This window comes from Allobosea sp. LjRoot90 (assembly GCF_964254315.1).
In the GTDB taxonomy this organism is placed as follows: domain Bacteria; phylum Pseudomonadota; class Alphaproteobacteria; order Rhizobiales; family Beijerinckiaceae; genus Allobosea.
This window is the reverse complement of the sequence record NZ_CAXUTF020000004.1, coordinates 638,363-661,249: the sequence shown is the minus strand read 5'-3', so window position 1 is coordinate 661,249 and position 22,887 is coordinate 638,363. Positions and strand designations below refer to the sequence as shown.

The 22,887-nt window shown below is 64.8% G+C and carries 20 protein-coding genes and 1 tRNA gene; 14 read left to right on the top strand and 7 right to left on the bottom strand.

Annotation, left to right across the window (positions count from 1 at the left end; translation table 11 throughout):
• Window positions 1–1,145 (bottom strand): 2-aminoethylphosphonate--pyruvate transaminase (locus ACSQ3M_RS18530; RefSeq protein WP_436151528.1); only part of this gene is annotated, 1,145 nt, incomplete at its 3' end.
• A gap of 876 nt (window positions 1,146–2,021) precedes the next feature.
• On the opposite strand from ACSQ3M_RS18530, the gene ACSQ3M_RS18525 reads away from it, so the two are divergent.
• Both ACSQ3M_RS18525 and ACSQ3M_RS18520 read left to right on the top strand, forming a co-directional pair.
• A complete protein-coding gene (locus tag ACSQ3M_RS18525; RefSeq protein ID WP_436151527.1) occupies window positions 2,022–3,059 on the top strand; it encodes a Cj0069 family protein in 1,038 nt (345 codons plus the stop codon).
• A gap of 151 nt (window positions 3,060–3,210) precedes the next feature.
• Window positions 3,211–3,287, top strand: a tRNA-Met gene (locus tag ACSQ3M_RS18520).
• Between the two features lie 99 nt (window positions 3,288–3,386).
• Here ACSQ3M_RS18520 and ACSQ3M_RS18515 read toward each other — a convergent pair.
• The gene (locus ACSQ3M_RS18515) at window positions 3,387–3,827 is read right to left on the bottom strand and encodes a hypothetical protein (protein ID WP_436151526.1); all 441 of its coding nucleotides are present in this window, start codon (window positions 3,825–3,827) and stop codon (window positions 3,387–3,389) included.
• A 1,005-nt stretch (window positions 3,828–4,832) separates the two neighbouring features.
• On the opposite strand from ACSQ3M_RS18515, the gene ACSQ3M_RS18510 reads away from it, so the two are divergent.
• From ACSQ3M_RS18510 to eutC, 3 genes are all read left to right on the top strand, one after another.
• The gene (locus ACSQ3M_RS18510; RefSeq protein ID WP_436151525.1) at window positions 4,833–5,252 is read left to right on the top strand and encodes a hypothetical protein; all 420 of its coding nucleotides are present in this window, start codon (window positions 4,833–4,835) and stop codon (window positions 5,250–5,252) included.
• 256 nt (window positions 5,253–5,508) lie between these two features.
• The gene (locus ACSQ3M_RS18505; protein WP_436151524.1) at window positions 5,509–6,900 is read left to right on the top strand and encodes an ethanolamine ammonia-lyase subunit EutB; all 1,392 of its coding nucleotides are present in this window, start codon (window positions 5,509–5,511) and stop codon (window positions 6,898–6,900) included.
• Window positions 6,897–7,691, top strand: coding sequence for an ethanolamine ammonia-lyase subunit EutC (eutC, locus tag ACSQ3M_RS18500; protein WP_436151523.1), 795 nt, complete (start codon window positions 6,897–6,899; stop codon window positions 7,689–7,691). The genes ACSQ3M_RS18505 and eutC overlap by 4 nt, the downstream gene beginning before the upstream one ends.
• A 160-nt stretch (window positions 7,692–7,851) precedes the next feature.
• Here eutC and ACSQ3M_RS18495 read toward each other — a convergent pair whose 3' ends face one another.
• Complete coding sequence (locus ACSQ3M_RS18495) at window positions 7,852–8,049, bottom strand: hypothetical protein (RefSeq protein ID WP_436151522.1); 198 nt, start codon at window positions 8,047–8,049, stop codon at window positions 7,852–7,854.
• 245 nt (window positions 8,050–8,294) lie between these two features.
• Here ACSQ3M_RS18495 and ACSQ3M_RS18490 point away from each other — a divergent pair, with 245 nt between their 5' ends.
• Complete coding sequence (locus ACSQ3M_RS18490) at window positions 8,295–9,332, top strand: LLM class flavin-dependent oxidoreductase (protein ID WP_436151521.1); 1,038 nt, start codon at window positions 8,295–8,297, stop codon at window positions 9,330–9,332.
• Here the strand turns inward: ACSQ3M_RS18490 and ACSQ3M_RS18485 are convergent, their stop codons facing one another.
• From ACSQ3M_RS18485 to ACSQ3M_RS18475, 3 genes are all read right to left on the bottom strand, one after another.
• Entirely contained in the window at window positions 9,333–10,424 is a 1,092-nt protein-coding gene (locus ACSQ3M_RS18485) for an SMP-30/gluconolactonase/LRE family protein (RefSeq protein WP_436151520.1), read from the bottom strand.
• A 116-nt stretch (window positions 10,425–10,540) separates the two neighbouring features.
• Window positions 10,541–11,260 (bottom strand): ribonuclease activity regulator RraA, encoded by a 720-nt coding sequence (locus ACSQ3M_RS18480; protein ID WP_436151519.1) that lies wholly within the window; start codon window positions 11,258–11,260, stop codon window positions 10,541–10,543.
• A 142-nt stretch (window positions 11,261–11,402) separates the two neighbouring features.
• The gene (locus ACSQ3M_RS18475; protein ID WP_436151518.1) at window positions 11,403–12,389 is read right to left on the bottom strand and encodes a Bug family tripartite tricarboxylate transporter substrate binding protein; all 987 of its coding nucleotides are present in this window, start codon (window positions 12,387–12,389) and stop codon (window positions 11,403–11,405) included.
• A gap of 204 nt (window positions 12,390–12,593) precedes the next feature.
• On the opposite strand from ACSQ3M_RS18475, the gene ACSQ3M_RS18470 reads away from it, so the two are divergent.
• The 3 genes from ACSQ3M_RS18470 to araD all read left to right on the top strand — a co-directional run bounded on the left by ACSQ3M_RS18470 (window position 12,594) and on the right by araD (window position 16,095).
• The gene (locus ACSQ3M_RS18470; RefSeq protein WP_436151517.1) at window positions 12,594–13,298 is read left to right on the top strand and encodes a GntR family transcriptional regulator; all 705 of its coding nucleotides are present in this window, start codon (window positions 12,594–12,596) and stop codon (window positions 13,296–13,298) included.
• Complete coding sequence (locus ACSQ3M_RS18465; protein WP_436151516.1) at window positions 13,291–14,205, top strand: dihydrodipicolinate synthase family protein; 915 nt, start codon at window positions 13,291–13,293, stop codon at window positions 14,203–14,205. Before ACSQ3M_RS18470 ends, ACSQ3M_RS18465 begins: the two co-directional genes overlap by 8 nt.
• Before the next feature lie 159 nt (window positions 14,206–14,364).
• Window positions 14,365–16,095, top strand: coding sequence for an L-arabinonate dehydratase (gene araD, locus ACSQ3M_RS18460; RefSeq protein WP_436151515.1), 1,731 nt, complete (start codon window positions 14,365–14,367; stop codon window positions 16,093–16,095).
• Between the two features lie 64 nt (window positions 16,096–16,159).
• Here the strand turns inward: araD and ACSQ3M_RS18455 are convergent, their stop codons facing one another.
• On the bottom strand, window positions 16,160–17,014 hold the full coding sequence (locus tag ACSQ3M_RS18455) for a transglutaminase domain-containing protein (RefSeq protein ID WP_436151514.1): 855 nt from the start codon (window positions 17,012–17,014) through the stop codon (window positions 16,160–16,162).
• Window positions 17,015–17,162: 148 nt separating this feature from the next.
• Between ACSQ3M_RS18455 and ACSQ3M_RS18450 the strand changes: the two genes are divergently transcribed.
• The 5 genes from ACSQ3M_RS18450 (at window position 17,163) to ACSQ3M_RS18430 (ending at window position 22,886) form a co-directional block, all read left to right on the top strand.
• Complete coding sequence (locus ACSQ3M_RS18450) at window positions 17,163–18,713, top strand: ABC transporter substrate-binding protein (RefSeq protein ID WP_436151513.1); 1,551 nt, start codon at window positions 17,163–17,165, stop codon at window positions 18,711–18,713.
• Complete coding sequence (locus ACSQ3M_RS18445; RefSeq protein ID WP_436151512.1) at window positions 18,710–19,561, top strand: metallophosphoesterase family protein; 852 nt, start codon at window positions 18,710–18,712, stop codon at window positions 19,559–19,561. The genes ACSQ3M_RS18450 and ACSQ3M_RS18445 overlap by 4 nt, the downstream gene beginning before the upstream one ends.
• A 78-nt stretch (window positions 19,562–19,639) precedes the next feature.
• Window positions 19,640–20,392, top strand: coding sequence for an FkbM family methyltransferase (locus tag ACSQ3M_RS18440; protein ID WP_436151511.1), 753 nt, complete (start codon window positions 19,640–19,642; stop codon window positions 20,390–20,392).
• A gap of 158 nt (window positions 20,393–20,550) precedes the next feature.
• Entirely contained in the window at window positions 20,551–21,891 is a 1,341-nt protein-coding gene (locus tag ACSQ3M_RS18435; protein ID WP_436151510.1) for a nucleotide sugar dehydrogenase, read from the top strand.
• A 56-nt stretch (window positions 21,892–21,947) separates the two neighbouring features.
• Entirely contained in the window at window positions 21,948–22,886 is a 939-nt protein-coding gene (locus ACSQ3M_RS18430; protein ID WP_436151509.1) for a Gfo/Idh/MocA family oxidoreductase, read from the top strand.
• Window position 22,887: the final 1 nt, after the last annotated feature.

Below are 22,887 nucleotides of genomic sequence, written 5' to 3'. Positions count from 1 at the left end.
CAGGCAGCCGACTTCAGGCCGACGCCTGTCTCGGCGAGGACATCGGACACGGTGGCGACGAAAGCCTTCATCTCCTGCGCGCCGAGAGCTCCGATGCAACCGATGCGGAAGCTGTCGGCGACGGTGAGCTTGCCCGGATAGATGACGTAGCCGGCATCCTTCAGCAGGTCATAAAAGCGCTGGAAGACGAAGTTCTTGTCCTCCGGCATATGGAAGGTGACGATGATCGGGGCCTGCCGTGCGGCGGGAAGTAGCGTGCGGAAGCCGAGCTCCTGCATGCCCTCGATCAGGATGCGGGCATTCTCGGCATAGCGGTCGCCGCGCCCTGCAACGCCGCCTTCCGCCCAGAACTCCTGAAGCGCCGCGTGGAACGCCACGATGACGTGGATCGGCGGAGTGAAGCGGTATTGGCCCGTGCGCTCGAAGACCGCGTGCTGATCATGCAGGTCGAGGACGAGGGTCGTGGCATTGCCCTTGGTCTCGGCGAGCGCGCTCTTGCGGGCGATGACGAAGCCGAGGCCGGGCACACCCTGGATGCACTTGTTCGAGGAGGCGGCGACCGCGTCAAAATGAACGTCGCGGCTATCGAGCGGTAGCGCACCGAAAGCGCTCATCGAATCGATCAGCAGGCGCCGGCCGTGACGCTTCACCAGCGTAGCGATCGCCTCGATGGGATTGCGAATACCGCTCGTCGTCTCGCAATGTACGGCAAAGACGTGCGAGATGGCGGCGTCCGTGCCGAGCAGCCTGTCGACCTCGGTCAGGTCAGGCGGCATGTCCTCGGCCGTCTCGTGGACGACAACGCCACGCCTGGCGATTTCCAGGATCCGCTTGGCGCGCTGGCCATAGGCACCGTTGATCAGGACGAGGATCTTGCCGTCGCGCGGCACGAAGGTCGTCAGCATCGCCTCGACGGCGAAGGTGCCGGAGCCCTGCATGGGAACGGTGACGAAGTCCGATCCACCGTGGATGACCTTCGGCAGCTCCTCCATGACGGCCTTGTTGATGCCGACGAAGGTCGCGTCGCGCGAGCCCCAGTCATGGACCATGGCTTCCTTGATGGCCTTGCTCGTGGTCAGCGGACCCGGGGTCAGAAGAAGCGGGTCACCGGTCTCGGAAGTGGCGGGGCGGCGGTTGGCAACCATGGCGCGGTCTCGCTCCTGCATGTCAGTGGATGACTGACGCTACGAGCCCTCACGCTATCGATCCAATACGTTGTTTCGATCCCTTCTATTGATCAGATCTATGGACCGGTATCACGTTCATCGTGACACTTCGAACGGGCGTCTTATTTGAGAAAGCCGCTCATCAAAAACGAGCGAAGATTGACCCAGACGACGCAACAGCCTTCGTCGCTTCCGGCCGCGTATGCCTGAACGAATGCCGGCTTCGCCGCCTGAACTAGCGCCTCGTTTGAAAAGGCGGATCGCCAATTGGCGACCTCGTTCGCCGGCGGGACTGGCGGGGCCACTGCATCGCGTGAAAGTCCGCCCGAGACGTCGAAAAAGATCTGACCGGCTGCACTAGCGGAATTGCTGGCAGCTTGTTCCGGGAGGACGACCGCGTGCCAAGTCGGGTGCCCATAGTCCGCCGTGCAACCGCGACATGTCCGAGCGCTGAACAATCGCATCTCCGCGGGCCTCAAAAGCAAGATCAGAACCGAGACAGCGCCAAGCAATGTCACATCGCCTACTTGCATAAGACCAGGCAACGTCCGCTTCCCGCCGTTAGGCCCATGTCCGCTGTTGGCGCCTCGCGGCCTTGAGGTGTCCAGCCGAAGCTAACGACCGGGTTGGGCCGAAGTCCGACGTCCGCCTTCAGGTAGCTTCGCTGCAAAGGCGTTCAGATCGCTTGTTTCCGTTTGACGCTGAAGCTTGATCGCGCAGCGTGTCGAATCTATCTATTGAGCGTCGGGGTGTCGCAGGCTCCCGGCACCTAAAGACGGCTTTCCGTCCAAGTCCTGCTCGCGGTTGGCGCGTTCGCGCATGACCGGAGCACGATCGAGTGGGAGCTGTTTTTCCATGTCTGAACCCGGAACTCGACTTGGCCGCATCGCCATTCTGTGGCGAGGCGATGAAGCGGAACGCCGCAGCGCCACATTGGCGACAAGCCGATTCAAGGCCGTATTCGCGGCGCTCGCGGATGTCGGCGTCGAGGCAGAACCTGTAGTCTACGAAGACGATGTCCTGGACACCGTTCGCGCACGGCTCGCCACGTTTGATGGCGTGCTCGTCTGGGTCAATCCGATTCATGAGGGGCGCAACCGCTCAAACCTCGACGCGCTGCTGCGCGAGGCCGCAGCGCGCGGCGTCTGGGTGAGCACCCATCCCGATGTCATCCTGAAGATGGGCGTCAAGGAGGTGCTCCATCGAACCAGAATGATGAGCTGGGGTGGCGACACGGCCCTCTATCGAACAGTCGAATCGATGCGTGCCGAACTTCCGGCGCGCCTTGCCGCTGGACCACGCGTGATAAAGCGCAATCGCGGCAACGGTGGCCAAGGAGTCTGGAAGGTTGAGATGCTGGCAGGTCCCTACGATCAGCCGATGGCGCGCGTGCTGGACGCCACCAAGGATATGTCGGAGGAGCTGGCTCTGGATGAGTTTCTGGAACGGTGCGTTGAGTACTTCGAAGACGGCTGCGTGATCGATCAAGCTTTCCAGGCCCGTTTGGGCGAAGGCGTGGTGCGTTGCTATATGGCAGGCGATCGCTGCGCCGGTTTCGGACGTCAGAAGGTCAAGGCGTTGGTGGACGAGCCGGCGGCGCGCGCGGAGGCCGAACCACGGCTCTACACATCGAATGCCGACCCGCGCTTTCAGCGTCTCCGCCGATTGATGGAAAACGAGTGGACGCCACAGCTGACCACTTTGCTGGATATCCCGCGGCGCGACCTGCCGATGATCTGGGATGCAGACTTCATGCTCGGCCCGCCCGGGGAAGACGGCGCCGATAGCTACGTGCTCGGCGAGATAAACGTCAGTTCGGTTTTCCCGATCCCCGACGAGGCGCCTGCTGAGATCGCTCTCCGAGTCGCCGATCGGCTACGATCGAAACTCTGAATGCAAAAGGCCGGCGGTGGTGATCGCTGGCCTCGTCGCGAGGCTCCCCGCGGAGGGGCCGGTTTCGTCCGCATCTGGCGCTACGACGGCCCACGTCTCCGAGCGCGGGCCGTCGCGATTGACCGCCGTTCGCAAGGCGCGTCGCCATCGGGGCGGGGTAGCTCAGCTGATTAGAGCAGCGGAATCATAATCCGCGTGTCGAGGGTTCGAGTCCCTCTCCCGCTACCAGGCAATCTCAAGCCGCTGTTAAATATAGGAAATATCGAAAACAACCGACCGAAGGCGCTACCAAAGCCTGAAGGGCAATGAGTTGTTCCGCTTTCGACCCTAAGACGACTTTCGTGTTTTTGCATCGAGGTCGCCGACAATCCCTGCAATCCTCGGGACGGTGTAGGTTCGAATGGGATCGTCGTTAGGCGTGCGAGAATACTCTCCAGCGTCAAACGCTTCATAGACCTCCCATACGAGGGTGCAAAAAGGTATCCCATCAGGAGCATAGTCAAGCATGCGAGTAAAAAGCGTGTTTGCGATGAAGTCTCCTTGCCAGAACTCTATTTCGCCGCTGTTGAACCTTCGAGCTAGATCCTCTGCGATAGCGTCGAACATGGCTTCAAGGCTGCCCGGATACGACCCTGCCCAGCGCTTTACGTCGGCCTCGGTGATGTGCGCTTCACGCAATTCTATTTCCTTGCGATCCAACCGAACGTAGCGGTGCAGCAACTCGCTAATGACGTGATCCATTGCCTGGGTTTCTCCCGTGGCCATCATTGGCAAGTGTCCGTGCGAGTTTCGATGCATATGCAGCTCGCCGTAGCACAGTCGTGGGGCGGAACGTCGGCTTCCGACCCGTTGCGGACCTTCGGCCGAGCGTGTCATCCTATCGGGATGACGACGATATCAGATCAAGGCAGTCTGTGGCTTGCCGCTGGCTTGCGAATTGGGTTTGAAGTCGTTGCCCCATGCAGGGTGACGCTCAGCGACGGGCGGGCAGTCGAGGCGACCGCACTTGTGAAAGTCGGATCACCCAACGGAATGGTTGTCGACCCTGCGTGGCGCGTGATTGAACCTTTCGCCGATCGGCTCGTCGCGGAAGGGTATGGCTTCTCGGCGATAACCATCGGTGAAAACGACGACGATAGCGACCTAATCGAGGTGATTCGCGACTGGGACGGGGATTGGCCATCGCCCTAGGTCCGCTTCCGACCCATTGCCGACATGCGTGATTAGGCCGGAACCACTGAGTTGAGGTTTAGGTCCCAGCTTTCCTTGCCGACCAGTCTCATTATCTGACGATTGTTGAACAAAAAGTAGAATCTAGATGTGCTGCGACAGGAGGTGCACTCTCCATAGCATCCTTCTAGGACATACACGGATCCGGCCCCCTTAAGTTCGGAAGCAAACGAATAATCTCCGGGCCAAGTGTCTCGCGCTTCGTCATTTGGATACCAATCCATCACGTCCCCGACGCGATACTCCCGAAAGCAGAGCCGATCATCTCGATGATCATAGCCGCCATAATCGGCGCATGTTGAGCACTGGGCGCGATGCTCCTGCACCAAATTGCAGGCCTCGCAGAGCGACGAGAACAATATGTAGTTGGTGGCTCCCAAGGTGCTTCTCCCATCGACGACGCCGCAAGCTATTGCCGCGCCACGGCCGATGCAAACCGAACGTCAGCTCGATCAGCTAATGCCCGCTCCCGACCCGTTGCCGACAATTGCTTGATGTCGTTGGGGTCGGTACATTTCGAGTGTGGGTGCACTGGATAGGGCAATGCAGCTTCTGATCGATGAAATGCGAGTGCGTTTCGGAAAGTTGGAACAGGGCGAAATCGATCGCAATGCAGCCGCCATATCCGAGGCCGACATCCACCGCTGGAGCGCTTCATATACCGGCGGCGACGTAGATGAGCTCTTTCACCGCATTGCTGGTGCGCTCGCTCGTGGTTTCCATCAAGGAGAGATCGACTTCGAATTGGGCGACTTCATCGCCAATGGCCTCCACTGGCCGATGGTGAACCGAGCGAGTGAAAGCGTGCCAGCCCACCCGCTGCTCTGGGACGTATTCCTCGCGTTCGATGCTGGCGAATTCTCTTCCTCCGACGGGGATGCTGTTCAAACCAAAACTGCGCCGCGGATTGCGGAGATTGTAGCCGATTTGGACGCGAAAGCGGCGGCTGGTGAAGCTACCTGACAGCTTCCGCTTTCGACCCGCAGCGGACATCACACTCGTTGCCCCGTTCGCGTCATGTTCGATGTGACAGTGAACATCATCGGCAGTCGGGGGTTCGAGTCCCTCTCCCGCTACCATCCCTGCGAACTCAGACAAATCTCACGGCCAGCCATAGGCGGACGACTCTCGCAGTCTCCGCCAGCCGAAAGCTTCGCGTGACCGGACCGCGGCAGCATGCTTGCATGCCGTGGCGTCGCTGCGGCGTGGAGAGCGTTTGATGGCCTATCGACATGTCATCGGCCAGACTAGCTACCGGTTCCGCGATCTGCGGGAGCTGATGGCCAAGGCGACGCCGCCGCGCTCTGGCGACGAATTAGCCGGGCTTGCCGCTGCCACCGCCGAGGAGGCGGTCGCGGCGCGCTTTGCCCTCGCCGACCTGCCGCTCGCGACCTTCCTCACCGAAGCGCTTGTCCCCTACGAGGACGACGAGATCACGCGGCTCATCATCGATGGGCATGACCACGCCGCCTTCGCCCCGGTCGCGAGCCTGACCGTCGGCGCGTTCCGCGACTGGCTGCTCTCCGACGCGGCAACGAGCGATGTCCTGACGCGGCTGGCGCCGGGCATCACGCCGGAGATGGCGGCCGCGGTCTCGAAGATCATGCGCCTTCAGGATCTCATCGCGGTCGCCCGCAAATGCCGGGTCACCACGCGCTTTCGCAACACGATCGGCCTGCCGGGCACGATGGCCGTGCGGCTGCAGCCGAACCATCCGGCCGACGATCCGCGCGGCATCGCCGCCTCCATCCTCGACGGGCTCAGCTACGGCTGCGGCGACGCGACGATCGGCATCAACCCGGTCTCCGACAACCTGTCAGTGCTGAGCGATCTGCTCCATCTCCTCGACGAGGTCATCCAGCGCTTCGCCATACCGACGCAGGGCTGCGTTCTGACCCACGTCACCTCGACCATCGCGTTGATTGGACGCGGCGCTCCGGTTGACCTGGTCTTTCAATCCGTCGCCGGAACGGAAGCCGCCAACCGCTCCTTCGGCGTCGATCTCGCCATTCTGCGCGAAGCCCACCAGGCGGGCCTGTCGCTGAAGCGCGGCACGCTCGGCCGCAATGTCATGTATTTCGAAACGGGCCAGGGCTCGGCCTTGTCGGCCGAGGCGCATCACGCCGTCGACCAGCAGACGCTCGAGGCGCGTGCCTATGCCGTCTGCCGCGCCTTCGATCCGCTGCTGGTCAACACCGTGGTCGGCTTCATCGGCCCGGAATACCTGTACAACGGCAAGCAGATCATCCGCGCCGGGCTGGAGGACCATTTCTGCGGCAAGCTGATGGGTGTCCCGCTTGGCTGCGACGTCTGTTACACCAATCATGCCGAGGCCGATCAGGACGACATGGACGCGCTGCTGACGCTGCTCGCTGCCGCCGGAGTCACCTATGTCATGGGCGTGCCCGGCGCCGACGACGTGATGCTGAACTACCAGTCGACCTCCTTTCACGACCAGCTCTATATCCGCGACCTGCTGGGGCTGAAGCGGGCGCCGGAATTCGAGGCCTGGCTGCAAGATCAGGGCATCACCGGCGGCGACGGCCGGCTGCTGCCACAGGCGGCCGCGGCCCGCCTGCTCTCCTCCTTCGCCACGCTGGAAGCGCGATGAGCGAGATCGAGCGCTGGAAGCGGCTTGCCGCGCTCACACCGGCCCGCATCGCGCTCGGGCGTGCCGGCTCCGGGCTGCCGACCAGCGAAACCCTGCGCTTCGCGCTTGCGCATGCCCGCGCCAGGGACGCGGTCCATGCCGCCCTCGATACCGACATGTTGGCGCGCGAAGTCGGCAGGCTCGGCCTGCAGGTCCTGTGCGTGCAGAGCCGCGCGCCGACCCGGGACTCCTATCTCCTGCGTCCCGATCTCGGCCGCAGATTGTTGCCGGCAGACCGGGAGGCGGTCGCAGCAGGAGCGACGAATCCGGTCGATCTCTCGATCACCATCGCCGACGGTCTCTCGGCGAGCGCGGTCGAGGCCCATGCGCTTCCGGTCCTGCGCTCGCTTGTCGATCATGTGCAGAGCGCCGGCTGGCGCCTTGGCCCGATCGTCCTGGCCACACAGGGCCGGGTCGCACTCGCCGACGAGATCGGCGAATTGCAGCGAGCGCGGCTCGCGCTGATCCTCCTCGGCGAACGTCCCGGATTGTCGACACCTGACAGCCTCGGCCTCTATCTGACCTACGCGCCACGCCCCGGACGGCAGGACGGCGAGCGCAATTGCATCTCGAACGTGCATGACGCCGGATTATCGGCTGCCGAGGCTGCGGCGCGTGCCGCCTGGCTGATCCGCGAAGCCTTTGCGCGGAGCCTGACCGGTGTGGCGCTCAAGGATGAGAGCAGCGCGCGCTCCGCCGGGGCGATCCGTCCAGGCTCCGGTCGCGGAGATGGCGAGCAGCCGCCTGACTGATCCACAAGAGGTCGATCGTGTGATGGTCCTCGGCCGTGCCCGGCTCGAGCCGGCGGCGTGATTGCCTATTGGCGGCAATCTCAGAGCCGCCATCGGTTCGTCGCCCACCATGCCGCCAGCGCGATGGCGACCATGCCGAGCGTGACAAGAAGCGCCTCGCCTATCGGGCCGGTTCCTTCCGTGCGCCCATGAAACTCGCGAACCACGCGCCGTCGACGACCTCTTTGGAATCGTCGCGCCATTGCGCCGTCACCCGGCACAGCAGCTGGATCTCATCGTAGGAGAGATCGAAGAACGGCAGCAGCATTGGATTGCCGACGATCGAGCGATCGCTCTCGGCTACAGCCTCGCCGTCCATGAACCGTCCCCCCATGCGTCGCCCTCGCATCGGCTCCTTCCAGAGCGCGCCGAGGCAACATCAATCTTATGCGTCCCGCCACACCCAAATGGGGGGCGGCCGACGTTATTGTTCCTTATGGTACCGATTTCGGCGAATTCGCATAGAGCCCTCGGCGTCGGCACATCTTGAACGGTGGAGAACATGGCGCCAGATGCCTCGGGCGCCGGCCTTGCGGCGTGCCGCATCAGTCCCGGACCTTGCTTATGCCCGCCAATCTCGAACTCGGCCTCGACACCTTCGGCGACGTCACCGCCGGCCCGGACGGCGTCTTGCTCCCGCATGCGCAGGTCATCCGCGACCTCGTCGACCAGGCCGTGCTCGCCGACGAGCTCGACATCGACTTCTTCGGCATTGGCGAGCATCACCGCGCCGATTTCGCGGTGTCTTCGCCCGAGACGGTGCTCGCAGGCATCGCCACCCGCACCAGCCGCATCCGCCTCGGCTCGGCGGTCACAGTGCTGAGTTCGGACGATCCGATCCGCGTCTTTCAGCGCTTCTCGACAGTCGATGCGCTCTCGAACGGCCGCGCCGAGGTCATCCTCGGCCGCGGCTCCTTCACCGAATCCTTCCCGCTCTTCGGCTTCGACCTGCGCCAATACGAGGTGCTGTTCGAGGAGAAGCTCGACCTCTTCGCCGAGCTGATCCGCAAGAAGAGCGTCACCTGGGAGGGAACCTTACGCCCGCCGCTCAAGGACCAGCAGGTCTTCCCGCCGCTGGAGAAGGGCGAGCTGACGACCTGGATCGGCGTCGGCGGCAGCCCGGAATCGGTGATGCGCGCAGCCCGTTACGACCTGCCGCTGATGCTCGCCATCATCGGCGGCCCGGCGCAGCGCTTCGCCCCTTACACCCAGCTCTATCGCGATGCCATGGGGCGGCTCGGGCACGCGGAGCGGCCGATCGGCGTGCATTCGCCGGGCTATGTCGCGGCGAGCGACGCTGAAGCCGCCGAGGAGTTCTTCCCGGCCTACAAGGCGATGCGCGACCGCATCGGCGCCGAGCGCGGCTGGGGCCCGATGTCGCGCGAGGAGTTCGAGCGCGAGGTTGCGGGCGGCTCGCTCTATCTCGGCTCGCCCGAAACCGTCGCCCGCAAGATCGCAGCGACGGTGAAGGCGCTCGGCCTCCAGCGCTTCCAGCTCAAGATCAGCGCCGGCCCCCTGTCGCAGGACAAGCTGTTGCGCTGCATCGAGCTCTATGGCCGCGAGGTCATCCCGCTGGTGCGCGAGTTCGTCGCCGCAGACTAGTCACACCGCGCCGTGCGCCTCGACATAGAGCGCGTAGAGCGAGTGGCAGCTCGCCATGTAGAGCCGGTTACCCTTCGGCCCGCCGAAGCAGAGATTGGCGCAGCGTTCCGGCAGGCGGATGAAGGCGAGCGGCTTGCCGGCCGGGCTGAACACCATCACCCCGTCGAGGTCTTCCGACTTGCCGCGCAGGCCAAAGACCTTGCGCCCGCCGGCATCGGCGGGTTCGGCATTGAGCGCGCCATTGCTGCCATAGCCGCACCAGAGATTGCCGTCGCGGTCGACCCTGAAGCCATCGAGCGCGCCGAAATCGGCAGCGTCGATCAGCTTGACCTTGTTCGAGACCTTGCCTTCGCCGTCGACGTCGTAGCTCCAGATGCTGCGGTTCGGCGTTCCCCGCCATTCGACGACGTAGAGCTTCTTCTCGTCCGGCGAGAAGGCGAGCCCGTTGGGGTTGACCAGATCGGTGATCACCGCCGTCAGCTTCCCGTCGGGAGCGAGCCGGTAGACGTTCGTCGTCGCCTGCTCCGGCTTGGCGCGCGACCCTTCCCATTCGCCGCTGATGCCGAAGAGCGGATCGGTGAACCAGATCGTATCGTCGGACCTGACGACGACATCGTTCGGCGCGTTTAACCGCTTGCCCTCGAACTTGTCGGCAAGAACGGTGATCTGGCCGTTCTTCTCGGTGCGGGTGATACGCCGCGTCACCGAGTGCTCGCAGGTGATCAGCCGGCCCTGCCGGTCGCGGGCATTGCCGTTGGCGTAGTTGGCGTTCTCGCGGAAGACGGTGAAGCTGTTCTTCACCTCGTCGTATTTCATGATCCGGTTGTTCGGGATGTCGCTGACCAGGAGGTAGCGCCCTTCCGGGAAATAGACCGGCCCCTCGGCCCAGCGCATGCCGGTGCCGACCTGCTCGATCGTGCTCGAATAGATCCGGTATTTGGCAAAGCTCGGATCGAGGATATCGACCGAAGGGTCCGGATAGCGCTGGTTCGGCTTGAACGGGAAGCCTTGTGCCAGGGCTGGAGCGGCCAGCGCTGAGCCGGCTGCTGCGAGCCCGCCCTTCAGCAGGCGACGGCGAGAGATCTGCACCATTGTTTCCCCCATGCTTTTGTTGTCATTGACGGATTCCGGGCGCCGCCGGCTGGCGGCCCCGGATAGGCGCGGGCTTTCACAAGGCTCGCCGCCGCATCAGCGGGTGAATGCGGGGCTCATTTCCAGTCGGCGCGCCATTTCGCGAACTCCGCCTTGGTCTCGGCATTGGCCGGGTAGAGCCCGAAGATGCCGCGACCTTCCCTGACCTTGGCCTCGACGAAGTCCTCATAGGCGGTCTGCTCATAGGCCTCGGCCGCGACCTCGTTGGCGATGTCGACCGGGATCACGCAGACGCCCTCGCCATCGCCGACGACGATGTCGCCGGGATAGACCGGTACATCGCCGCAGCCGATCGGTGCGTTGATGTCGAGCGCATGGTGATGGATCAGGTTGGTCGGCGCGCTCGGACGATTGTGATAGGCGGCAAAGCCCAGCGCCGCGATATCGGGACTGTCGCGGAAGCCGCCGTCGGTGACGATGCCGGCGGCGCCGCGCTGCATCAGCCGCGTCACCAGGATGCAGCCGGCCGAGGCGGCGCGGGCATCCTTGCGGCTGTCGATCACCATGACATGGCCGGGCGGGCAAGTCTCGACCGCGACGCGCTGTGGATGCTGCGTACCCTCGAACACGCCGAGATGGTCGAGGTCCTCGCGCGCCGGGATGTAGCGCAGCGTGAAGGCCTCGCCGACCATGCGCGGCGCGTTCGGCGACAGCGGCCGCACATCCTGAATGAACTGGTTGCGCAGGCCGCGCTTGAACAGCGCTGTGGTCAGGGTCGCCGTCGAGACGCGCTTCAGCTTCTCGCGGTTCTCAGGGGTCAGGGCGGTCGATGTCATGGGCCAATACTCGTTGAGAGAGCGGGAGTCGTCATTGCGAGCGTAGCGAAGCAATCCAGGGGCGACGGTGCATCATGTCTTCTGGATTGCTTCGTCGCTCCGCTCCTCGCAATGACGGCAGAGGAAGCGGTAAAAGTCTCGGTCACTCGATCTTGACGTTGGCCTTCTGCGCCACCTCGGCCCAGCGCTTGGTTTCGCTGGCGATATGGGCGGTGAACTCGGCCTGGGTCGAGCCGACCGGGTCGACGCCGAGCTTCTTGAGCTGCTCGATCACCGCCGGCTCGCGCATGATCGCCTGCGTCTCGGTCGAGAGCTTGGCGACGATCTCGGGCGGCACTTTCGACGGCGCGAAGATGCCGTGCCAGGAGCTTGCGTCGTAGCCCGGGATGAACTCCGAGAGCGCCGGCAGGTCGGGCGCGACCGCGAGCCGCTTCGGCGTCGCGGTGGCGAGCGCCCGAATCTTGCCGGCTTCGACATGCGGCCAGGCGATGGTGATGTTGTCGAAGGTGATCTGGATCTGGCCGGAGAGCAGGTCCTGCGTCACCTGCGCGCTCGACCGGTAAGGCACATGGACCATGTCGGTGCCGGTCGAGACCTTGAACAATTCGGCCGCCATATGGGTCGAGGTGCCGGCGCCCGACGAGCCGAAGGAGTACTTGCCCGGATTCTTTTTCAACAGCTCGATCAGCTCCGGCACGGTCTTGGCCGGCAAATCGAGATTGACCATCAGGATGTTCGGCACGCTCGCCACCTGCGAGATCGGCGCGAAGTCCTTGATATGGTCAAAGGGCATCTTGGCGTAGACGGCCGGGTTGATCGCATGACTGGAGACCGTGCTCATGGTCAGCATGTAACCGTCCGGCTCGGCCTTCGCGACCGCCGCCACGCCGGTATTGCCGCCAGCGCCCGGCCGGTTCTCGACGATGAACTTGCCACCAAGGCGCGCGCCTAGCCGGTCGGCCAGGATGCGGCCGAGCAGGTCGGTTGTTCCGCCCGCGGCGAAGGGCACCACGATGGTGACGACCCTGCCTCCGGGATAGCCGCTCTGCGCCAAGGCCGGGGTAAAGGCCGGCGCGACCAGCATGGCACCGGCTCCGGCGAGCAGGCTGCGGCGTGTGATCGATGTCATCCAATCCTCCCTCGTCATTGTCCATTCGGCCCCTGCCGTTCCGGCGTCTTGCGGCCGTCTTGACCGATTGCATAGCACGCAATTTCAGATTTGAAATCTGAAATTTCAGGCTTGATGTCACTTGCGCTTTGTGATGTCTGGTGAGGCAATGGTGAGGAACCGACGGGAGATGGAATCGCCCGTCGGCACGCCAGAGGACCTTGAATGTCGGAAGTGCTCGCGATCGAACCTGTCTCGCCGCATTTGCTGCGCTCGCTGCGCGAGCATGTGCATGAGCGCCTGCGCCGGGCGATCGTCTCCGGCCGCTTCCGCGAAGGCGAGCGGCTGAACGAGCGCCAACTCGCCGACATGCTCGGCGTCTCGACCACGCCGGTGAAGGACGCGATCCGCATGCTGGAGAGCGAGGGGTTGGTCCGGACCGAGGCGCGCCGCGGCGTCTTCGTCGAGTTCTCGGCCCGGCAGGCGCTGGAAATGGCGCTCGGCCGCGCCGCGCTCGAAAGCGTCATGACGCATATCGCGGCGAACCGGATCGGCGACGCCGAAATCGCCACGATGAGCCGGCTGATCGACGAGATGGCCCACGCGACCGAGCACGGCGATCTCGAGGACCTCGTCAACCTGAACGAGGCCTATCACGGCATGATCCACCGCATCTCGGGCTGCGGCTATCTCGAGCGCCGCCTCGACGGCCAGCGCATGTACGACCATGCCCAGCGCATCGCCCTGCTGGGCGAACCGAGTGAGCGCGCCAGGGGCTTCGAGGAGCATCGCGGCATCTTCGAGGCGCTGCGCGCGCATGAGCCGGCCCGGGCCGAGCAGCGCATGCGCAGCCATATCGTGCGCTCCGCCAAGAGCCATGTGCGCCAGGTCTTCGGCGCCGATGCGGAAGGTTTGGACTACGATGAGTGACAAGGTTCGCAGCGCGCTGCGCGGCATCTCGGGCGTGCACGTCACCGCCTGGAAGGGCGATGGCGAGGCCGACTGGGCGCTGACCGGCGAAATCGTCCAGCGCATCGCAAATGCCGGCATCCACAACATCGTCTCGGCCGGCAATACCGGCGAGTTCTACCCGATGACCACCGAGGAGGTCGTGCGCAGCCACGCGGTCGCGGCTGAAGCTGCCGCCGGCAAGGCGCTCGTCACCGCCGGTATCGGCCGCTCGCTGCGCGAGGCGATCGCAACCGGCAAGCTCGCCGCCAGGGCCGGCTGCGATGCGGTGATGGTGCATCACCCGCTCGACCCCTTCGCCGCCCCGCAAAGCCAGGCCGATTACATCCTCGCCATCGCCGAGGCGCTGGATATCCCGCTCGTCGCCTATATCCGCTCGGATGCGATCGGCGTGAAGGATCTCGCCCGTGTCGCGACCCATGCCAACGTCGCCGGCGTCAAGTTCGCCTCGCCGAACGTGATGCTGCTGGCCGAATGCGTCCGCGCCACGCAAGGCACCAGCGCCAACTGGATCTGTGGCCTCGCCGAGGGCTGGGCCGCGCCCTTCCACGCACTTGGCGCCCGCGGCTTCACCTCCGGCCTCGTCAATGTCGCGCCCGAACGCTCGCTCGCGATCTGGCGGGCACTGGAGGGCAACGACTACGACCTCGCCCGCCGCCTGGTCGACGAGATCGCCGGTTTCGAGACGCTGCGGACCAAATACGGCAACGGCGCCAACGTCACCGTGGTCAAGGAGGCGCTCGGCCTACTCGGCACCAATGTCGGCCCGGTTCGCCTGCCCGGCCTGCCCGAGCTGAACGAGAGCGAGCGGGCCGAACTGCGCAAGATCGTCGGAGGCTGGGGAAGCCAGCGAGCGGCGGCGGAATAAGGCGTCTCCTTCTCGTCATGGTCGGGCTTGTCCCGACCATCCACGTCTTCCTTCACCAAGTGCGGTGTTCAAGACGTGGATGCTCGCCACAAGGGCGAGCATGACGGCGAGGCTTGCCACGGCCACTGATTAGAATACCAAGAATTCGAGGAAACGCCGATGTCCCATCCCCGCAAGACGCCCGACACATTGCGCTCGAAGCGCTGGTTCGGCGCCAGCGACCTGCGCTCCTTCGGGCATCGCTCGCGGGCGCTGCAGATGGGCCTCAACCATGACGAGTTCATGGGCAAGCCGGTGATCGGCATCCTCAACACCTGGTCGGAGATCAACCCCTGCCACACCCATCTGCGCGACCGCGCCGAGGCGGTGAAGCGCGCGGTCTGGGCGGCCGGCGGCTTCCCGGTCGAGATCCCCGTGATGTCGGCTTCCGAGCAGTACCAGAAGCCGACGACCATGCTCTATCGCAACTTCCTGGCGATGGAGGCGGAGGAATCGATCCGCTCGCACCCGCTCGATGGCGCGGTGCTGCTCGGCGGTTGCGACAAGTCGACCCCGGCACTGATCATGGGCGCCTGCAGCGCCGGCCTGCCCTTCATCTTCGTGCCGGCCGGGCCGATGCTGCGCGGCAACTGGGCCGGCAAGACGCTCGGCTCGGGCGCCGATGTCTGGAAGTACTGGGCCGAGAAGGAGGCAGGCAACATCACCGACGGGCAATGGCGCGAGATGGAGAGCGGCATCGCCCGCTCGCACGGCACCTGCATGGTGATGGGCACCGCCGCGACCATGATGAGCCATGCCGAGGTGCTCGGCCTGACCCTGCCCGGCGCCTCCGCGATTCCCGCCGCCGACGCCGCCCATCCGCGCATGGCGGCTGCCTCCGGCAAGCGCATCGTCGAGATGGTCTGGGAGGACCTGACGCCCGATCGCATCCTGACCCGCGAGAGCTTCGAGAATGCGCTCACCGTGCATATGGCGGTCGCAGGCTCGACCAACGCCATCATCCATCTCGTCGCCATGGCCGGCCGCGCCGGCGTGCCGCTGACCCCTGATGACTTCGACGCCTTCTCGCGTAAGGTTCCGGTGATCGCCAACCTGCGCCCTTCCGGCGAGTTCCTGATGGAGGACTTCTTCTATGCCGGCGGCCTGCCCGCTTTGCTGAAGCAGCTCGAGAGCAAGCTCCACACCGGCGCCATGACCGTGACCGGCAAGCCGCTTTCCGAGACGATCGCTCTCGCCACCGTCTACGACGACAACGTCATCCGTCCGCTCGACAAGGCGGTCTCGACCGCCAATGGCCTAGCCGTACTGAAGGGCAACCTCGCCCCCGATGGCTGCGTCATCAAGCCCTCGGCCGCCGAGCCGCGCCTGCTCAAGCATTCCGGCCCCGCGCTCGTCTTCGAGGATTACGATGCGATGATGAAGGCGGTGAACGATGAGAACCTCGAGGTCACCGCCGACCACGTCATGGTGCTGAAGAATTGCGGCCCGGTCGGCGGCCCCGGCATGCCCGAATGGGGCATGCTGCCGATCCCGAAGAAGCTGCTGAAGCAGGGCGTGCGCGACATGCTGCGTTTGTCCGACGCCCGCATGTCCGGCACCAGCTACGGCGCCTGCGTCCTCCACATCGCGCCCGAGGCCTATATCAAGGGCCCGCTGGCAGCCGTGCAGACCGGGGATATCATCACAGTCGATGTCGAGGCGCGCACGATTTCGGTTGCGCTCAGCGATGCCGAGATCGCGGCAAGGCTCGCGGTCTGGACACCGCCCGACCGCGACTACCCGCGCGGCTGGGGCAAGATGTCCGCCGCCCATATCCAGCAGGCCGACAAGGGCTGCGATTTCGACTATCTCACCGGCACGGCGAAGGTGGCGGAACCGGAGATCCACTAGACCTGGATCTGAGCGGCTTGGGAAAGGTGCTCTGGACGGCCGACGGCTCGTTTCCCCAGCGACCTCATATGGCGTCGAAAGCGCCGTTCGGAGGCGCCGCCCAAGGGAAACGGGCGAGCACGGCCTGGGCCTCTTGCCTGTTACGTGGCGCGGGGTCGAGTGCCTCGGCCAACGCATCGATATCGCGCGCTTGCTCAGGCAACACGCGGCGCGCGCTACGAAACGATTTGCTCGGCCCCCAATCGTCCCAGGGCAGGCATTCGCTTCCCGCGAGGGCCGCGGCGTCGCGAAGGACGGAGGCCGCGATCCACCACTCGCCTGCTATGCCGGCGGACGACAAACCGCAAATGCCCGGATCCAGTTCGCCGGAGCGAACCGCGCGCCATACCGACGCCGCCGATCGCCAGCCAGTGGGCGGAACGTCGGCGATATCGAACGCGATTCGAAAGCCGGCCCGGGCTCGCGGCCCGAGCTGCGCGTCGAGGACCGCCCACTCGCCATCGAAGCGGTGCTCGCAAACATAGTGATCTTCCCAGTAGCCGGGGTTGAAGTAGCTTGCGAAGCCCGCTCGCAGCCGCGCTGGAATGCCCCTCTCGCGGAGCGCGCTCACCGCCAGCAGGGCAAAATCGCGGCAGGTGGCGTAAAGGTAATTTTCGATGGCGCGATGCACGGAAAGCGGACGCGCGTCGCGACTGACAACCTCCCCAAGGAGAAGCGACACACGTCGCAGGCTGCGATCTCCTTCGGCAGCCGCCGGAACCCCAAAGCCAATCTGGCACGCCACCGCATGGTGGATGACGAATTCCTCCAGATTATCCGCGATCGCTGCCGGGCGATCGGGAAGCTCGCTCAGCCGCGGCCTGTGCGCGCCCGGATCGCTCCACCACGTATGCTCACCATCTGAGGTGCCAGGCTTCATCGGACCATCCATCGCAAAGCCGGATCGATACGAGCACGGAACGCCAACTCACCCACTTTGTGCAAGGGCCCGATAGCGGTCATCGTTGAGCATCGTCACATCGCTGTAACCGCGGACAACCAGCGTCGCGGCTCCCAAAGGAGCCGCCATGGTCACCCGCCGCAACCTTCTCGCCGCCGGCCTCGCCGCGCCCGCATTCCTGCCCGGATTGGCTCGGGCGCAGGCCGATATGCGCCCGGTGCTGCGCGTCGCGGTTCAGGCGCTGCCGCCGACGCTGGAGCCGTTCGAATCGATCTCGAATGTCGGGTTGCGGCCTACCTACAACGTCTTCGACACACTCTGGCGCCGCGATTTCAACCGCGAGGCCACTGAAGGCGGCCAGCATTTGCTGCCGCATCTCGCGACCTCGCTGCGACAGCGCGACCCGCTGACCTGGGAGGCCAAGCTGCGCGACGGCGTGCGCATGCATGATGGCAGCGTACTCTCGGCCGAGGACGTCCTTTCGACCTTCTCGCCCGAGCGCATGTACGGCAAGGAGGTCCAGCACCATGAGGGCCGCGTCAATTTCGGCCACCTCACCGCGGTGGAGGCAGACGGGCGCGACACGGTCGTGTTCAGGACCGCGACCCCCGACGTGGCGATGCCGCAGCGCCTCGCAGCCTATGGTGGCTGGATCCATTCGGCGAAATTCTACAAGGAGCAGGGCCTCGCCGGCATGCGCCAGAAACCGGTCGGCAGCGGCCCCTACCGCATCGCCTCATTCCAGCGCAACCAGCGCCTCGTGCTCGAAAGCCATGACGACTACTGGATGGGCCGCCCCGCCGCGCGCCAGATCATCCTCATCGCCGTGCCCGAAGCCTCGACTCGCCTCGCCGGCCTGCACGCGGGCGATTTCGACCTCGTCACCAACCTGCTCCCCGAACAGGCCGAGACATTCAGGGGCAGCCCGACGCTCGAGGGCGTCGAGATCGTGCTCGATCTCGCCCATATCCTCTATTACGACACCCGCAATCCGGTGGTGAAGGACGCGCGCGTCCGGCGCGGGCTCAACCATGCCGTCGACATGGAGACGCTCGGCCGGTCGCTCTGGGGGCCGAATTTCCAGCGCATGGCGGCACTGCAGACGCCGGCCTTTGGCGACTATTACGACGCCGGCCGCCTTGGCCAGGTCTATGACCCGGACCTTGCCCGCAAGCTTCTGAAGGAAGGCGGCTACAAGGGCGAGGAGGTCGTGATCCGGATCGCGCCGGGCTACTACCTGCAAATGGACCTGGCCGTGCAGGTGGTCCAGCAGATGTGGGAAGCGGTCGGCGTCAGGAGCCGCCTCGAAACCGTCGAGAACGTCGCCCAGGTGATTCGTCCCGGCGCCGATGTCCGGCCGATCTCGGTCTCGTTCCGCTTTCCCGATCCGCTCGGCGGCGGGCTGATGGTCAATCTGTCGAAGGACTATTCGACCCAAAAGGCCGGCTTCTGGCAGCCGGTGAAGTTCAACGCGATCAGCGACGAACTGAAGCTCGCGACCGATCCGGCCGAGCGCAAGCGGCTCTGGCTGGCGCTGATGGACGAATACGAGGCGGAGGCTCCGGCGCTGACGCTCTACCAGGTGCGGGAGTATTTCGCGAAGCGCCGCGATGTGAAGTGGAACCACTACCCGCTCTACTACATGGATTTCCGCCCCTTCAACCTGAGCCTCGCATGACCCGCGTCACCGTCCTCTCCGACCCGCATCTCTCCCCCACGCATGGCTTCTTCTGGCCGAACTGGCAGCTCGCTTGCGACGCCGCGAGCCGGATCGAGGCGGCCTGCACCATCGTCAACGGCGACCTCTGCATCGACGGGCCCGATAGCGACGCCGAAATGGAATTCGCCGCCAGGGCGCTGGCCGCGCTGCCGGGCACCGTGCTGCCGCTGCCCGGCAATCACGACATCGGAGACGAGCCACCCGGCCAGGACCCGAATCAGATCATCGACGAGGCTCGCCTCGCCCGCTGGGACAACGCCATTGGCGCCGATCGCTGGCGCTTCCAGGTCGACGGCTGGACCCTGCTCGGCGTCAACGCCCAGCTCTTCGGCTCCGGGCTTGCCCGCGAAGCCGAGCAGAACGACTGGCTCGATGCGATGCTGATAGAGAGCAAGGGCGACCGCGTCGCGCTCGTGCTGCACAAGCCGCTCTTCGTCGAGAGCCCGGACGAGGCCTTGCCCAGCCCCGCCTCGCTCTGCCCGGCTCCGCGTGGCGAATTGATACAGCGCCTCTGCAAGGCAGATATCCGGCTGATCGTCAGCGGCCACCTGCACGCGCACCGCGACCGCAGCATCGATGGCCTGCGCCATCTCTGGGTACCCTCGCTCGCCTTCTCCGGCAGCCACGGGCAGGACGGCGACGCGCGCTGCGGCTTTGCGGTGCTGGATTTCGACGGCGACCATGTCGGCGTCGAAATCATCCGGCCGGAAGGCCTCGTCTCGCATGACCTGATGGCGATCAAAGGCCATGGCCGCTATCGCTTCCTGCGCGAGATGCCGCCCTGCCCGCCGCGGCTCGCGGCCTGATTAAGCCAAGGCGGAGGCATCTGGCGCCGGTGCCGGGCACCGACTACCTTGCCGCCGGCAATCTGGCGGCTGGAAGCGATGGCGACGACCGAACTGAACGGGCAGGTGCGTTTCGATCCTGCGATCGCCTATGAGATGCCGACCAACTCGCAGATCGAGCAGGAACGCTGGGTCTTCGCCATGTGCAATGGCCGCCGTGACGGCCGCTTCGCCGAGATCGGCGCCTTCGACGGCGTCCTGCACAGCAACAGCTACTTTCTTGAAAGCGAGCATGGCTGGAAGGGCGTCTGCGTCGAGCCGAACCCAGCCCTTTTTACTCGGCTGAGCGAAAGCCGCAGCGCCATCTGTTTGGAACGGGCCGTCTACCGCGACTCCGGGCAGATCCTGTCCTTCATCCCCTCCCAGGAAATCGGCACGTTGGCGGAGTTCGCGGACAGTGACCGCTATGCCGAAGATCGCGCCCAGGCTGCTGCGACGCATGGGCTGATCCAGGTCGAGACCATCAGCTTCGCCGAGATCGCGACGATGGGCGATTTCGCCGAGACCGGCTTCGACTATGTCTCGCTCGACACGGAAGGCTCCGAGCTCGATATCCTGCTCACCATCGATCTTGCGCGTCATCGCATCGCGCTTCTCACCATCGAGCACAACTTCGTCGAGCCGCGGCGCGAAGAGATGCGGCTTCTGCTCGCCGAGGCCGGCTATGAGCGGCTCAATGTCGGCTTCGACGACTGGTACTGGCACTCTGCGACCCTCACCGAGCGCAACTGCGGGTTGGTCGTCGACCACACCGCCATCAACCGGCACTTCAAGAGCATTTTCCAAGATTAGACGCCCGGTTGGCATCTCAGCCCAGTAGCTGGGGCAACCATGTCGGCCAGCAGGGCCCATGCCCAAGCGGAGGTTGACGTAGTTTAGCAAGTCTGGAAGAAGCACGCCCGAAGCAACGAGGCCATTGGGCCTGCCGGCCGTCATTTTCGGGGTGCTCTGTGACTTCGCCAACCGCGCAGCGATTTATTGAACGCGTCAACGACCGCTCTGTCGTGATCGGCATCGTCGGCCTCGGCTATGTCGGCATCCCGCTCGCTCTCGCGGCGCTGCGCCAGGGCATCAAGGTCGTCGGCTTCGACATCGACCAGAGGCGCGTCGACGACCTCAACGCCGGCCGCAGCGCGATCAAGCACATCCCGATGGACCTGATCATCGAGGCCGCCAAGGCTGGCAACTTCGTCGCGACCACCGATTTCGACCGCATGGCCGAGCCCGACGCACTGCTCATCGCCGTGCCTACACCGCTGACCAAGTATCGCGAACCTGACCTGTCCTATGTCGTGAAGACCACGGAGGCGATCGCCAAGCGCCTGCGCAAGGACCAGCTCGTCGTGTTGGAATCGACGACCTATCCCGGCACGACCGACGAAGTCATGCGCCCGATCCTGGAGAAGGCGACCGGACTGAAGAGCGGCGAGGAGTTCTTCCTCGCTTTCTCGCCCGAGCGCGAGGACCCGGGCAATCCCGATTTCGGGACATCGACGATTCCGAAGGTCGTCGGCGGTGACGGCGCCGATGCGCTCGCCATGTCGATGGCACTCTACGGCGCGCTCGTCGTGAGGGCGGTGCCGGTCTCATCGACCGCGACCGCCGAGGCGGTGAAGCTGACCGAGAACATCTTCCGCGCCGTCAACATTGCCCTCGTTAACGAGCTCAAGACCGTCTACGCGGCGATGGGCATCGACGTCTGGGAGGTGATCGACGCCGCCAAGACCAAACCCTTCGGCTTCATGCCGTTCTATCCGGGTCCCGGCCTCGGCGGGCACTGCATCCCGATCGACCCGTTCTACCTGACCTGGAAGGCGCGCGAATACGACGTCGCCACGCGGTTCATCGAGCTTGCCGGCGAGATCAACACCCGCATGCCCTACCAGGTCGTCGACCAGCTCGCCGGCCTGCTCGATTCTAAGGGCCATAAGAACCTCAGCGACGCGAAGATCCTGATCCTCGGCATCGCCTACAAGAAGAACATCGACGACATGCGCGAGAGCCCCTCGCTCAAGCTGATCGAACTGATCGAGAAGCGCGGCGCCCATGTCGAGTTCCATGACCCCTTCATCCCGGTGATCCCGCCGACGCGCGAGCATGCCGAATTGACCGGCCGCAAGAGCGCCCCGGTCGACAAGGCCTCGCTCGCCGGCTTCGATGCCGTGCTGATCGCGACCGACCATGACGACGTCGATTACAAGGCGATCGTCGCCGGCTCGAAGCTGGTGGTCGATACCCGCAATGCCTGCGCCCGCGCCGGCATCAAGGCGGACAACGTCTTCAAGGCCTGATAGAACGGCGCCGGCGGGGCCTGCCTGGCGCGAGCGACGAGACGAGACGGACAATCATGACGAGCTTCGCGCTGATCGGCGCCGCCGGTTACATCGCCCCCCGCCATATGCAGGCAATCAAGGCCGTCGGCGGCGACCTCAAGGTTGCCTACGACCCCAATGATTCCGTCGGCGTCATCGACAGCCATTTCCCGCAGGCGCATTTCTTCACTGAATTCGAGCGCTTCGATCGGCATGTCGACAAGCTGCACCGGCGCGGCGAGGACATCGACTATGTCAGCGTCTGTTCGCCGAACTACCTGCACGACGCGCATATCCGCTTCGGCCTGCGCGCCGGCTGCAACGTGATCTGCGAGAAGCCGCTCGTCCTCAATCCGTGGAACATCGACGGCCTGGCCGAGATCGAGCAGCACACCGGCCGGAAGATCAACACGATCCTGCAGCTGCGTCTGCACCCGGCGATCCAGGCGCTCAAGGAGCGCATCGCCCAGTCGAACGAGCGCCACGCCGTCGACCTGACCTATATCACCTCGCGCGGCCGCTGGTATTTCGCCTCCTGGAAGGGCGACGACAGCAAGTCGGGCGGCGTCGCCACCAATATCGGCGTCCACTTCTTCGACATGCTCGCCTATGTCTTTGGTCCGCTGCAATCTCAGACCGCCAGCCTGCGCGAGCCGGAGCGCGCCGGTGGCCTGCTTTCCTACGAGAAGGCCGATGTGCGCTGGTTCCTCTCGGTCGACGCCAACGATTTGCCCGACGCCGTCAAGGGCAAGAAGACGACCTACCGCTCGATCACACTCGACGGCGAGGAGGTCGAGTTCTCCGACGGCTTCACCGATCTGCACACCCGCAGCTATCAGGAGATTCTGGCCGGCCGCGGCTACGGGCTCGAGGATGTCCGTTTCTGCGTCGAGGTGGTGTCCGAGTTCCGCCGTGCCCCGATCGTCGCCAATGGCGAGCGTCACCCCTTCATCGACAAGTATTTGAAGGGCTGAG